At 69.3% G+C, this 13,422-nt stretch carries 11 protein-coding genes; 6 read left to right on the top strand and 5 right to left on the bottom strand.

The genetic code is table 11. From position 1 onward, the window contains the following. Positions 1–156: 156 nt before the first annotated feature. Genes ACIQCZ_RS06605 through ACIQCZ_RS06625 form a run of 5 tightly spaced genes read right to left on the bottom strand, consistent with a single transcriptional unit; the run spans position 157 to position 5,610 of the window. A complete protein-coding gene (locus ACIQCZ_RS06605; RefSeq protein ID WP_402280274.1) occupies positions 157–1,467 on the bottom strand; it encodes a DUF58 domain-containing protein in 1,311 nt (436 codons plus the stop codon). Positions 1,468–1,477: 10 nt separating this feature from the next. Continuing rightward, complete coding sequence (locus tag ACIQCZ_RS06610) at positions 1,478–2,479, bottom strand: AAA family ATPase (RefSeq protein ID WP_402280276.1); 1,002 nt, start codon at positions 2,477–2,479, stop codon at positions 1,478–1,480. Next, positions 2,476–3,690 (bottom strand): DUF4350 domain-containing protein, encoded by a 1,215-nt coding sequence (locus tag ACIQCZ_RS06615; protein WP_402280278.1) that lies wholly within the window; start codon positions 3,688–3,690, stop codon positions 2,476–2,478. Before ACIQCZ_RS06615 ends, ACIQCZ_RS06610 begins: the two co-directional genes overlap by 4 nt. Then, complete coding sequence (locus ACIQCZ_RS06620) at positions 3,687–4,376, bottom strand: DUF4129 domain-containing protein (protein ID WP_402280280.1); 690 nt, start codon at positions 4,374–4,376, stop codon at positions 3,687–3,689. Before ACIQCZ_RS06620 ends, ACIQCZ_RS06615 begins: the two co-directional genes overlap by 4 nt. A gap of 4 nt (positions 4,377–4,380) precedes the next feature. Then, a complete protein-coding gene (locus tag ACIQCZ_RS06625; protein WP_402280282.1) occupies positions 4,381–5,610 on the bottom strand; it encodes a glycerophosphoryl diester phosphodiesterase membrane domain-containing protein in 1,230 nt (409 codons plus the stop codon). Positions 5,611–5,750: 140 nt separating this feature from the next. Here ACIQCZ_RS06625 and mtnA point away from each other — a divergent pair, with 140 nt between their 5' ends. From mtnA to hpf, 6 genes are all read left to right on the top strand, one after another. Continuing rightward, positions 5,751–6,878, top strand: coding sequence for an S-methyl-5-thioribose-1-phosphate isomerase (gene mtnA, locus ACIQCZ_RS06630; protein WP_402280284.1), 1,128 nt, complete (start codon positions 5,751–5,753; stop codon positions 6,876–6,878). 4 nt (positions 6,879–6,882) lie between these two features. Then, the gene (gene mtrA / locus ACIQCZ_RS06635; protein WP_007448372.1) at positions 6,883–7,572 is read left to right on the top strand and encodes a two-component system response regulator MtrA; all 690 of its coding nucleotides are present in this window, start codon (positions 6,883–6,885) and stop codon (positions 7,570–7,572) included. A 1-nt stretch (position 7,573) separates the two neighbouring features. Continuing rightward, on the top strand, positions 7,574–9,598 hold the full coding sequence (mtrB, locus tag ACIQCZ_RS06640; protein WP_402280285.1) for an MtrAB system histidine kinase MtrB: 2,025 nt from the start codon (positions 7,574–7,576) through the stop codon (positions 9,596–9,598). Beyond that, on the top strand, positions 9,588–11,450 hold the full coding sequence (locus ACIQCZ_RS06645; protein WP_402280286.1) for an LpqB family beta-propeller domain-containing protein: 1,863 nt from the start codon (positions 9,588–9,590) through the stop codon (positions 11,448–11,450). The genes mtrB and ACIQCZ_RS06645 overlap by 11 nt, the downstream gene beginning before the upstream one ends. 90 nt (positions 11,451–11,540) lie before the next feature. Continuing rightward, a complete protein-coding gene (locus ACIQCZ_RS06650; RefSeq protein WP_402280287.1) occupies positions 11,541–12,269 on the top strand; it encodes a ComF family protein in 729 nt (242 codons plus the stop codon). Positions 12,270–12,591: 322 nt separating this feature from the next. Continuing rightward, complete coding sequence (gene hpf / locus ACIQCZ_RS06655; RefSeq protein WP_351085335.1) at positions 12,592–13,281, top strand: ribosome hibernation-promoting factor, HPF/YfiA family; 690 nt, start codon at positions 12,592–12,594, stop codon at positions 13,279–13,281. Positions 13,282–13,422 lie beyond the last annotated feature (141 nt).

Raw genomic sequence — 13,422 nt, forward strand, 5'->3', positions numbered from 1 at the left:
GTACTGCAGGGGGGACCCTGTGGGAGAGTAGGACGCCGCCGAACTCCTTTTACGGGAAGCCCCGTGTCCTTGTGGCACGGGGCTTTTCCGCGTTTCAGGGTTCATCGGGCGGGCTTCCTCCCCGATGAATGGATTCCGTTGATGTGGGGGTCCGGGTCAAAGGCGACCTGCCCCCTTGAGGGCCAGGTAGGCGTCGGCGAGAGCCGGGGCGAGGTTGTCCGGGGTGGTATCGACAACCACCGCGCCGTGACGTCGGAGTTGCTCTGCCGTGCGAAGCCGTCTCGCTCGGGCTTGTGCGCCGGCGGCGGCCTGGTAAACGGCATCCACGCTTCCCCTGGCCTCGGCCATCTTTTCGATGTGCGGGTCAGCCACCGAAGCCACCAGCACGGTGTGGCGCTGAGTCAGTCGGGGGAGAACGGGCAGCAAGCCCTCCTCCACGGGGGCTGCATCCAGGCCTGTGAGGAGCACGATCAGAGAGCGACGAGGGGCGCCGGCCAGCACGGCAGCGCTCAATCCCCGCGCATCTGTTTCCACGAGTGCCGGTTCGATCGGCGCCAAGGCATTCACCATGGCCGACAGGACCTCCCCGGCTGACCGGCCCTGGACGTGGGCACGGATACGGCGGTCGTAGGCGAGCAGATCGACGCGGTCGCCCGCCCGAGTGGCAAGTGCGGTGAGAAGCAGTGCCGCATCCAGAGAGGCGTCGAGACGGGGCGCGTCGCCCACACGACCCGCCGATGTACGGCCGGTGTCCAGGACAACGAGAATGTGGCGGTCCCGCTCGGGCCGCCACGTCCGGACTGCGACGGCGGATTGACGTGCCGTGGCTCGCCAGTCGATGGAGCGCGTGTCGTCACCAGGCACGTAGGCGCGGAGACTGTCGAACTCCGTGCCGTCTCCACGTGTCAGGACACTGGTGCGGCCGTCGAGATCGCGGAGCCTGGCGAGGCGGGACGGCAAATGCTTACGGCTGGCGAAAGGCGGCAGGACACGTACCGTCCAGGGCACCTCGTGATTTCCCTGGCGAGCCGCAAGCCCCAGAGGGCCGAAAGAGCGGACGGTGACACGTTCGGCCCGACGGTCACCCCGCCGTGTCGGTCGCAGGGTGGTGTTCAGCCGTCGGCGTTCTCCCGCCGGAACCGTCAGCGCATGACGTGACGATGCCTGCTCGGCCCCGGCGGGCCAACTGCTGGGGGGCCAGGCATCGCGGAGGTGTGCGCGCAGACGACGACCAGAAGTGTTGGTTACGGTGAGTTGTACTTCCGCGGTCTCGCCCAGTCGAACAGTTGTATCACCGGATCGAGTGAACTTAAGCGTTCGCACTGGTGCGGCCAGGGCGTAGTCGCACAGAATTGCCAGAGAGAGCGGTGCGTTGACCGCGAGCATGCCTGTCCAACTGGGGGCCAGGATGCCTACGGGGAGTGACCCCAGGGCGGCCAGCAAGGCGGTACGTCCGGTGAGAGCCACTTTCACCGCCTCATCGGGGTACGGGTACGTGGGCGAGGACTGCGGTGATGACGGAGTCGGGGGTGACGCCCTCCATCTCCGCCTCGGGCCGCAGCTGGATGCGGTGGCGGAGTGTGGGGAGCGCCAGGGCCTTCACATCATCCGGAATGACATAGTCGCGGCCAGTGAGCCAGGCCCAGGCCCGGGAGGTCGAGAGCAGAGCGGTTGCGCCTCGGGGAGAGACTCCGAGGGAGAGCGAGGGGGATTCACGCGTGGCACGACAGATATCGACGACGTAGCCGGCGATCTCGGGGGAGACCTTGGTCCGGGCGACTGCATCGCGGGCGGCTTCCAGGTCTGCCGCACCGGCGACGGGGCGTATGCCCGCTGATTCGAGGTCGCGCGGGTTGAAGCCCGTGGAATGCCGCGTGAGGACGCTGATCTCTTCGTCGCGGGACGGCAGGGGCATCGTCAGTTTGAGGAGGAACCGGTCCAGCTGGGCCTCTGGGAGCGGGTAGGTGCCCTCGAATTCGACGGGATTCTGCGTGGCGGCGACGAGGAACGGGTCGGGCAGGGCGCGGGGGGTTCCGTCGACCGTGACCTGGCGTTCTTCCATCGCTTCCAGGAGGGAGGACTGCGTTTTGGGAGGCGTGCGGTTGATCTCGTCGGCAAGAAGCAGATTGGTGAAGACGGGGCCGGGCTGGAAGGAGAACTCTGCTGTGCGGGCGTCGTAGACGAGTGAGCCCGTGACGTCGCTCGGCATCAGGTCGGGGGTGAACTGGACACGCTTGGTGTCGAGTTCGAGTGAGGCCGCGAGAGCCCGTACCAGGAGGGTCTTGGCCACGCCGGGGACGCCTTCGAGAAGGACGTGGCCTCGGCAGAGCAGAGCGACGACGAGTCCGGTGACTGCAGGGTCCTGGCCGACCACGGCCTTGGCGATCTCGGAGCGCAGCGCTTCCAGGGATGCGCGGGCTGTGTCGCCGTTCCCGAGAGTCTCGGTGGTGCCGGCGGGCACAGAAGGCGGGGCGCTCATGACGTGCGTACCTCTCTTTCGAGGGTTTCGAGTTGGTCTGCCAGATGTACAAGTGCGTCATCGTCGGACGGAACAGGACCGAAGAGCAGGGCTCGGAGGTCGCTGTGGGTGGCGCCGACCCGGGCGGAAGCAGCAGGGATGAGCGTTGCGGGGGAATGGGCATCGCGCGGGGACACGCCGATGAGTGGGGCTATGCGAGTGCGCGTGGCGGAACGCAGTGCATCTGCGGCCCGATCGCGGGCGTTCGCCCTTCGGTAGAGGCGGGCTCGACCCTCGGTGGATTCGGAGGCCCGTATGGCCACGGGCAGCCGCTCGGTGACCAGGGGACCCAGACGGCGGGCCCGCCAGACGGCGGCGAGCACAGCGGCGAGTGCGAGTTGCAGGGTGCCCCACAGCCAGCCTCGGGGGATCAGGTCGGCGAAGCTGCGGCTGCCCTGGGCGCCGTCGGCATTGTCACCGCCGTTGTCGGCGGCAGCGGAGATATCAGCGAGCGAGGGGAGGTACCAGACCAGATGCGGGCGGGAACCAAGAAGTTGAAGGGCCAGGGAGGCGTTGCCCTGGTTGCCGAGTCGGTCGTTGTAGAGAAGGTCGGGGGAACCGAGGAGAACGGTGTCGCCCGCGCTGTGTTCGACCAGGAGCAGGGTGGGGAGGCCCTCGCTCGGGAAGCAGCCGAGGGTGTCGAGGCTGTCCGAGGCGTAGCGGAAGCCTCCTGTTTCGACATGGCCGGCGTTGCGGGCGGCAGGCAGGGAGCACTGAGGGGAGAGGGGCGCCACCGGTCGCCGGGAGTCCGCACGGACGCCGGGAAGCAGGGTGCCCACGGACGGCGGGCCCGCCGCGAGCAGAACGGTTCGACCGGCCGAGCGTGCGGTTGTGGCGCGCAGTTCTCTCTGCTGGCTCGGTGTCAGCAGATCGGGGGAGGTGACGAGCAACGTGGTGTCGGCGCCGACCTGGGCCGTGGCGTCGTCGAGTGTGGTGGCCACGTGGACGGAGACGCCGTGATCCTTGAGGAGCTCGGCGACGGCCCGACTGCCGTAGCGGTCGGCGGAACGGGGGTCGAGGCGGCCGTGCTGGTCACCGGAGCGCATGCTTGCCAGAGTGATTCCGGCTGCGAGGAGCACGAGCAGGGCGAGCAGCAGGCCGCGGGTGCGGGACCAGATCTGGCGTGGGGTGCGGGAGGCCGAGGTGGTGGGGACGGCGGTGACCTCGGTCATTCGACTGCTCCCTGGACCACGGATGCCAGGAGAGGCTTCGCGGTTTCGAGATCGAGGTCAAGAGCTCGCAGGTCCAGATACGCCTGCTGGTCCGCGGCGCGGTCGCCGTATGTGACATCGTCGAACGCTCTGGCGGCCGCGCGGAGTCGCTTGGCGTGTGCGGGCAGTGGATGGCCCGCTTCGGCGGCGGCCTCATCGGCGGTACGTCCGGGGCGGGGGTCGAGCAGGGCTCGTTCTTCCAGAGCACGGACGATGGCTCGCATGCGTTCCTGGACCGCCGCATTCCAGCGAAGTGCAGCGGCGTGGGCCTCGGCGGCCGTCCGGTGTTCGGCCGCACTGCGGGGGCTGTCGTCGAAGAGGGCGTCAGAGGAACGCACAGTGCGGTGGGGGGTGCCCAGCCGCCACCAGAGTGCGGCGACCAGGCCGATGACGACCAGTACGAGTACGACAAGGCCGAGCGAGCCGCCCGGCGCGACGCCGGAGGCCGTGCTCAGGAGATCGCCGATCCAGCCCCAGAGACGGTCGATGCCGCGTTGGAGGAGGTTGGGATCGTTCTCGTGGTACATCGGTTTGGACAACTCATGCTTTGCCGCCTCGCGGGCGGGGACACGCGGAGTGTCCACAGGTACGCCGCCGCTCGTGCGGATCAGTAGCCGTGCCGTTGTCGCGCCCCCCGCCCCCGACATGGCATCAGCTCCTGGTGTCGTATCCGGGCAGGCCGGCCGCCCGGGCGAGTTCGAGGTCGAGAGCCTCGCGACGGATGCGCTGATCGACGTAGAGCAGGGCCATCACACCGGCGGAGAGCGGGTAGGTGATCGCCGCGGTGATCACTTGGCCGATGCCGGAGACGATCAGGAACGGCCAGCCGAAATCCATGGAGCCGTCGGTGAGGAAGCGGTCCATACCGCCGCCGTCCACGGTCATCGCGATGATGCTGAACGGGATGGCGATGATCACGGACACGACGAATGTGAGCAGGCAGGTGAGAGCCAGGATGCCGAAGGCCCGCCACCACGCCCCCTTGACCAGCTTGTCGGAGCGGCGCATGGAGGCCGTGATCGATTGCCGCTCCAGCATCAGGGCCGGCGAGGCGAGGCAGAAACGGACCATCAGCCAGATGACGACGACGAACGCGGCCAGGAGCCCGATGACGACGAGCCCGGCGCCTGCGGTGGAGCCGATCAGCATGCCTGGCAACAGGCCGACCGTCATGATGGCGGCGCTGATCAGGGTCAGCAGCAGCGTGAGCCCGAGCAATTGGGGAAGGCGGGGACGGGCCTCGCGCCATGCGTCGGCGAGAGTCACGGGGCGGCCCAGCACCGAGCGGCTGATCACCACGGTCAGTACGGATGTCGTGATCAGTGTGGCGATCATGGTGATGAGCAGGGACGGCACATTGCTGATGAGTGCCGACTGCGCCGAGTCGGCGCTTTGCCGGAGTGCTTCCGAGCCGGTGGCGTTCGGGTCGATCGCCGCGGGTTCGGGCAGCAGATAGCGCTGCACAAGGGTGATCGCGACCTGGGCGATCACGGACACCGTCAACGTGATGCCGAGGACCGTGCGCCAGTGGGCGCGCATCGTGGAGACCGCGCCGTCGAGGATCTCGCCGACGCCGAGTGGCCGGAGCGGGATGACACCGGGCTTGGCCGCCACAGGCGGTTGCCCCCAGCCGTGCCCCTGAGGCCCGGTTCCCCAGCCGTGGCCCTGAGGCCCTCCGCCCCAGCCGGGGGCCGGGGGAGGCGCGCCGGGGCCTGTGCCGGGAGCGCTTGGTGGGGACCACTGCCCTGCGGGCGGCTGCGTGGGGGACCAGTTCGCCGCCGGGCCGCTGCCGTCGATGGGGTCGGAAGGCCGGGGGACGCCTGCCCCCTGACCCTCGGAGGGGGCAGATCCGGGCGAGGCCCAGCCCGGAGTGTCGTTCATTCTCGCTCCTTCATGGTCCTGTCCGCGCATCGGGACGGCAGGTTGGCAGCCATCGTGCCACGCGTTGCTCCGGTACGGGTCTGGCGTCGTATCTCGTTCGTACCTTCATTTGTGGGCGGCTCAGCGGGCAGACTGGGCGGATGGCTGATCAGGACGCGCAATCGCGTATGGGCATCGAGCCTCATGCCGTACTTCGCTGGGACGACCTTCCGGACGGTCCCGCACTGGCGCTTCTCGACCAGACGCGACTGCCTGCCGAGGAGGTCGAGCTGGTGTGCACCGATGTGCCGGCGCTGGTGCGGGCGATCCAGGTGCTGGCGGTACGCGGAGCGCCGTTGCTGGGCATCGCGGGGGCCTATGGGGTGGCTCTCGCAGCGGTGCGAGGCGATGACGTGGTGGAGGCCGCAGGACTGCTGGAGCGGTCGAGGCCCACCGCGGTGAATCTTGGATACGGGGTGCGGCGGGCAGTAGGGGCGTACCGGGCGGCTGTCGGGAAGGGGGCCGGTCCGGAGCGGGCCGCCGAGACGGCGCTGGCCGAGGCCCGGGCACTGCACCGGGAAGATGCGGAGGCCAGTGGGCGTATGGCGCGATACGGGCTCGCTCTCCTGGACGAACTGCTGCCGGGCCCCGGCCATCAACTGCTGACCCACTGCAATACGGGGGCGCTCGTCTCGGGCGGTCGGGGCACTGCTTTCGCGGTGGCGCTCGGAGCGCACCGGGAGGGGCGGCTGCGTCGGCTGTGGGTGGATGAGACCCGCCCGCTGCTGCAGGGGGCGCGTCTGACGGCATACGAGGCCGCGCGCAATGGCATGCCGTACAGCCTGCTCACGGACAACGCCGCGGGCTCGCTGTTCGCCGCGGGGGAGGTGGACGCCGTGATCATCGGAGCCGACCGCATCGCCGCGGACGGATCGGTGGCGAACAAGGTGGGCAGCTACCCGTTGGCGGTGCTCGCGAAGTACCACCACGTACCGTTCATCGTCGTGGCGCCGACCACGACCGTCGATCCGGACACCGTGGACGGGGCGTCGATCACCGTCGAGCAGCGCCCCGGGAGTGAAGTGACGGAGTTCACATCCTTGCGGGCAGGGGATGCAGGCGGGCTGTTGGGGGCGCCCGTGGGAGCCCCGGCGTACAACCCCGCGTTCGACATCACACCGCCGGAGCTGGTCACGGCGATCGTCACGGAGGGGGGCGTGGTTTCCCCGGTCACGGGGGTCGGACTGGCAGAGCTGTGTGCCAGGTCATCGCAGGTAACGATTAGCTAATGGGATGATGTCGATTATGAAGGGACGCGTCCTTGTCGTCGACGACGACACCGCACTGGCCGAGATGCTCGGGATTGTGCTGCGTGGTGAAGGGTTCGAGCCGTCGTTCGTAGCGGACGGCGACAAGGCACTTGCCGCATTTCGAGAGGCCAAGCCGGACCTGGTCCTGCTGGATCTGATGCTGCCCGGTAGGGACGGCATCGAGGTCTGCAGGTTGATCAGGGCCGAGTCGGGTGTGCCGATCGTCATGCTCACTGCCAAGAGCGACACGGTTGATGTGGTGGTGGGTCTGGAGTCCGGGGCCGACGACTACATCGTGAAGCCGTTCAAACCTAAGGAGTTGGTCGCCCGGATCAGGGCACGTCTGCGGAGGTCCGAGGAACCGGCGCCCGAGCAGCTGACCATCGGGGATCTGGTCATCGATGTGGCCGGTCACTCGGTGAAGAGGGAGGGGCAGTCGATCGCGCTCACCCCGCTGGAGTTCGATCTGCTCGTCGCGCTCGCCCGCAAGCCGTGGCAGGTCTTCACCCGTGAGGTGCTGCTGGAGCAGGTGTGGGGGTACCGTCACGCCGCCGACACCCGGCTGGTGAATGTGCATGTCCAGCGACTGCGCTCGAAGGTCGAGAAGGACCCGGAGCGGCCTGAGATCGTGGTGACCGTCCGAGGGGTCGGTTACAAGGCCGGACCGAGCTGACATGCCCCTGGGTAGCGCTGCTCCGCAGCCCGGGGAGCCGGGAGCCCGTGCGGAGCGGGCTGCTGCTCCAGGACACAAGGCGTCCCCGGTGGGGCGTCTTCTGCAGGGCGGCCGGTTGATCCGGGACCGGGCGCTCGGCGGTCCTGTGCCGCGATTGCTGATGCGTTGGGTGCGGCGTCCGCTGCTGCCGGCCGTGCGGCTGTGGCGGCGGAATCTGCAGCTGAGGGTCGTGGCGGGCACGCTGCTCATGTCGCTCGGTGTGGTGCTGCTGCTCGGCATCGTCGTGATCGGGCAGGTACGCAACGGCCTTCTCGAGGCGAAGGGCAAGGCTGCCCAGACCCAGGCCGCCGGCGGTTTCGCCGCAGCCCAGGAGAAGGCCAACGCTCCGCTCGTCCCTGGTGGGCAGGGCGGTGACACGACGGACGGCACCACGGCCAACAACTCCTGGCGGACCGAACTCGTCGACCAGCTCGCCAGCGGCGGCAAGAACGCCTTCAACGTGGTGGCGCTCAGTGCCGACGAGGGCACCCGTGCGCCGCGCGGCTCGGGCAGTGTGGAGGCGGTGAGCATTCCGCAGAGCCTGCGGGACTCCGTGAACAAGGGCCCCGGGGCGTTCCAGACATACTCCCGGATCCAGTACGCGAACGGGCAGCCGTCGCAGCCCGGACTCGTCGTGGGCAAACGGCTGTACGACATCGACCACAACCCGTACCAGCTGTACTACCTCTTCCCGCTGACGCAGGAGGAGAAGTCATTGACGCTGGTCAGGGGAACGCTGGCAACAGCGGGGCTGTTCGTCGTCGTGCTGCTCGGGGCCATCGCGTGGTTCGTGGTGCGGCAGGTCGTCACACCCGTGCGGATGGCGGCGGGCATCGCCGAGCGGCTCTCCGCCGGCAGGCTCCAGGAACGGATGAAGGTCACGGGCGAGGACGACATCGCGCGGCTCGGTGAGGCCTTCAACAAGATGGCGCAGAATCTGCAGCTGAAGATCCAGCAGCTGGAGGAGCTGTCGCGGATGCAGCGGCGCTTCGTCTCCGATGTCTCCCACGAGCTGCGGACACCGCTGACGACCGTGCGGATGGCCGCGGATGTCATCCACGAGGCCCGCAGCGACTTCGATCCCGTGACGGCCCGCTCCGCGGAGCTGCTCGGGGATCAACTCGACCGGTTCGAGTCGCTGCTCTCCGATCTGCTGGAGATCAGCCGGTTCGACGCGGGCGCAGCGGCGCTGGAGGCCGAGCCGATAGATCTGCGGCAGGTCGTGCGACGGGTGATCGGCGGGGCCGAGCCGCTGGCCGAGCGCAAGGGCACCCGGATCCGGGTGGTCGGTGACGAGCAGCCGGTGATCGCGGAGGCTGATGCACGGCGGGTCGAACGCATCCTGCGCAACCTGGTGGTCAACGCCGTTGAGCACGGCGAGGGCCGGGACGTCGTGGTGCGGATGGGAGTGGCCGGAGGCGCGGTCGCCGTGGCCGTCCGGGACTACGGTGTGGGACTCAAGCCGGGCGAGGCGACGAGGGTGTTCAATCGCTTCTGGCGGGCCGACCCGGCCCGCGCGCGGACGACCGGCGGCACCGGACTCGGACTGTCCATCGCCGTGGAGGACGCGAGGCTGCACGGCGGCTGGCTGCAGGCATGGGGTGAGCCGGGAGGCGGCTCACAGTTCCGGCTCACTCTGCCGCGCACGGCGGACGAACCGCTGCGCGGATCGCCGATACCGCTGGAACCCGAGGATTCCCGGCGCAACCGGGATAACCGGGAGCGAGCCGCGACCGCTCCCACGACCGGGAGTGAGCACCGGCTGACGGCAGTGCCGGCCCAGCCCGGAGGCAACGACCGCGCCGCACTGCCCGTACCCTCGCATGCTCCCGTGGCTTCCCGGACGGCGCCGGTCTCGGTGCATCCTGCGGCCCTGCCGGGGAGTGGCGCACGCGTGGTCGCGCGCCCCGCCGAGGAACGGCCGGGTGGAGATTTCGACTCTGCAGGGCAGGACCCGGACCGGGGGGACGCGAACCATGGGCACTGACCGTCACAGGGGCGGCCATGAGCGTGTGCCCGGGCTGGTCGCACTGCTCGGATGCGGTGTCCTGCTGCTGTCCGCGTGCAGCTCGATGCCTGTCACCGGGGACGTCAAGGCTGTGGACGCATCGCAGCCGGGTGACTCCCAGGTACAGGTGTACGCCGTGGCGCCGCGCGACAACGCCACCCCCGAGGAGGTCGTCGACGGCTTCCTGGAGTCCATGACCAGCGATGACCCGGGCTTCAGGACGACCCGCATGTACCTGACGAAGAAGGCGGCGAGCAAGTGGAGGCCGAGCGCGTTCACGACGGTGCTCACCAAGGCGCCGAACCGGAGCGACCGTCCGTTCCGCGACAGAGACCCCGGCGTCTCGGACGTCACCTACAGCCTGACCGGTGAGAAGGTGGCAACGGTCGACGCCCAGAGCGCCTACCAGCCACTTGCGCCCACGGACTACGACCAGACCCTGCGCCTGGTGAGAGAGAACGGGCCGGAGGGCAAGGAGTGGCGCATCGATGGCGTGCCGGACGGCCTTCTGCTCGGGCAGTCGGACTTCAGACGTCTCTACCGTTCCGTCGACAAGTACTACTTCGCCGGGGGGCGGACGGAGGCGCAGTCGACCTTGGTCGCCGACCCCGTCTACCTCCGCAGCCGGACGGACCCCGCCACCAAGATGGACACCGTGACGCAGGCCGTCCGAAGCCTGCTGGCGGGACCGACCAGTTGGCTGCGCCCGGTGGTCCGCTCCAGCTTCCCCGCGGGTACGACGCTGCAGAAGGGCGTCACTTCCCTGACCCCCGACGACCGCAATGTTCTGAAGGTCCCGCTCAGCAAGAAGGCGGACGGCGTCGGACAGCGTTCCTGCCGCATGATGGCCTCTCAGATCCTCTACACGTTGCGGGACCTGACGTCCGCACGGGTCGAGCAGGTCGAGCTGCAACGCTCCGACGGCTCCCCTTTGTGCGTTCTGGGGACGGATCAGGCGGAGGAGTTCGCCCCTGACGGCTCGTCGAGCGGCCCGGACAGCCAGTACTTCATCGATGGCAAGGGGCATGTGGAGCGTATTCCCGGGAGCACCAAGGGCAGCGGCACCCCGGAGGCGGTGACCGGCCCGCTCGGCCATGGACCGGTGCAGATGGGCACGGTCGGTGTGGCGAGGGACGAGCAGTCGGCGGCGGCGGTCTCGCGGGACAAGGCGTCCCTCTATGTGTCGTCCATCGTCTCGGACGGCGAGCTTCCGGCTGCCTCGGTGACCAGCAAGGCCGCGGACGAGAACGACCGTCTGTCGGTGCCGAGCTGGGACGGCCGGGGCGACCTCTGGGTGGCCGACCGGGATCCCGGCAACCGCAGGCTGCTGCGGCTGGCCGGTGGGGGCGGCAGACCGGAGGTGGTCGCCGTGCCGGGCCTGGACGGCCGGATCGAGGCGTTGCGGATGTCCGCGGACGGAGTGCGGATCGCGCTCCTGGTGACCCAGGACGGCCACACCACGTTGAAGATCGGCCGGATCGAGCGGCACGGGCCGGAGACGGATCAGCGGGTGTCGGTGGTGGAGTTGCGCCAGGCCGCCCCCCAGCTGACGGACGTGACCGCGATGTCGTGGTCGGGCCGGAGCCGTCTCGTGGTGGTCGGCAAGGAGCAGGGCGGCGTCCAGCAGGTGCGCTATGCGCAGGCGGACGGTTCGACGCCCGCGTCCGGTGTTCTGCCCGGCGTGAACCAGGTGTCGTCGGTCGCGGCGGCGGACGACGAGCAGTTGCCGCTGATGGCGGCCACGTTGAGTGACGGGATAGTGAAGCTGTCGCCGGGTGACAACTGGCAGACGGTGGTCAAGGGAGGCCATTCGCTGGTCTACCCGGGCTGAGACCCGCGCGTCCGGGCCGGGAACCGCGCGTCCGGCGCCGCGTTTTCCACAGGGGTGGCCGGGTGCCTGCCGGAGGGGCACAGTGGAGTCATGCGGGGGTGGTGGCGGGAGATCTCAGGGCTGGTCCTTCCGGTGTCCTGTGGTGGCTGCGGCAGGCCGCGTACGGAGCTGTGCGAGGAGTGCCGAGCGGACCTGTGCGGCCAGGCGCCGCGCCGGGTGAGGCCGGCGCCGGAGCCCAGAGGCCTGCCGGTGGTGCATGCGGCGGCAGGCTACGAGAACGCGGTACGGGCGGTGCTCCTGGCCCATAAGGAGCGGGGTGCTCTGGGGCTTGCCGGGCCGCTCGGCAAGGCGCTGGCGGGGGCCGTACAGGCCGGGGCGAGGTATGCGGGCGACGTCGGCCCGCTGCTGCTCGTCCCCGTGCCGTCGGCGCGGCGGGCCGTGGCGGCGCGGGGCCACGATCCGACGCGGCGGATCGCTCTGGCCGCCGCAGGTGAGCTACGGCGCCGCGGTACCGGGGCCCGGGTGGTCGCGGTGCTCCGGCAGCGGCGCCCGGTGGCCGATCAGGTGGGGCTCGGGGCCCGGCAGCGGCAGGAGAATCTCGCGGGGGCCCTGGAGGTCGTGGCCGGGGGTGAACGGCTGCTTGCGGCCGGACGGGTGGTGCTGGTGGACGACCTTCTGACGACCGGTGCCTCGCTGGCCGAGGCGGCTCGGGCGATCGCGACAGCGGGCGGGCGCGAGGGCATCGCACACGGCAGTGGGCAGGCGGCCGTTGTCGCAGTTTCTCCGTCGGCCTTCGAAACAAACCGGAACTGTCAGTGAACTTGCATCGTTGCAGGTAGTGAGTGAGTAAAAAGACCTGAACGGAGGTACGTGCGAGTAGCGGGTGCCGACATCAGGCCGGGCAGGCTATGTTCGGTTGTGAGGAATGGTGAATGCCGGACCTCGACGAATGCACCGCCAGGTTTCGGGCAGGCAACTCACCAGTAGTCCGGAAGCAGGGAATTCGGTGGGGTGGAGACCCTGCCGATGGGGGAGGAGGAGGTGGAAGTCACCGAGTCCGCGGCTCCGGTCATCACCGGGGCCTGGTGCAAAAGGGAGACGCTCCGCCGCTGAGCGGAGCGATCCGGGAACGGAGTTCTGCGTGGACATCGTCGTCAAGGGCCGCAAGACCGAGGTGCCGGAGCGGTTCCGCAAGCACGTGGCCGAGAAGCTGAAGCTGGACAAGATCCAGAAGTTCGACGGCAAGGTGATCAGCCTCGACGTCGAGGTGTCCAAGGAGCCGAACCCCCGTCAGGCCGATCGTTCCGACCGGGTGGAGATCACGCTCCGTTCGCGTGGGCCGGTCATTCGGGCGGAAGCGGCCGCAGGCGACCCGTACGCAGCGCTGGACCTGGCCACCGGCAAGTTGGAGGCGCGGCTGCGCAAGCAGCACGACAAGCGCTACAGCCGCCGTGGCAACGGCCGGATTCCCGCTGCGGAAGTCGCCGAGACCGTGCCGGGCGCGGCGTCGTTCAACGGCGAGGGGGATCTGGTGGGCAGCGAGACGGGCCAGACCGTGCCCACCACCAGGTTCGGCTCGCTGGAGGTACAGGGCGAGGGTCCGCTGGTGATGCGCGAGAAGACGCATGTCGCCGCACCCATGTCGCTCGATCAAGCGCTCTACGAGATGGAGCTGGTCGGGCACGACTTCTATCTGTTCGTCGACTCCGAGACGAAGGAACCCAGTGTCGTCTACCGGCGGCATGCTTATGACTACGGTGTCATTCACCTGAGGACCGATCCGTTGGCCGCCGATGAGGCGGGCGGCGCGGGCGGTGCGCTCGGCGGCTGACGCCACGCTCCCACGGTGCCCCTGGAGCGTCTGTGCGCCCCCAGGGGCACCCGTGTGCGGCCACGGGATCACCGCTCCGACGTCCAGGCATGAAATCATGTCGTCCCAAGCCAACCGGCGCTCTGTGAACTGCCGTTGGCG

Source organism: Streptomyces sp. NPDC093149, assembly GCF_044754145.1.
Taxonomy (GTDB): domain Bacteria; phylum Actinomycetota; class Actinomycetes; order Streptomycetales; family Streptomycetaceae; genus Streptomyces.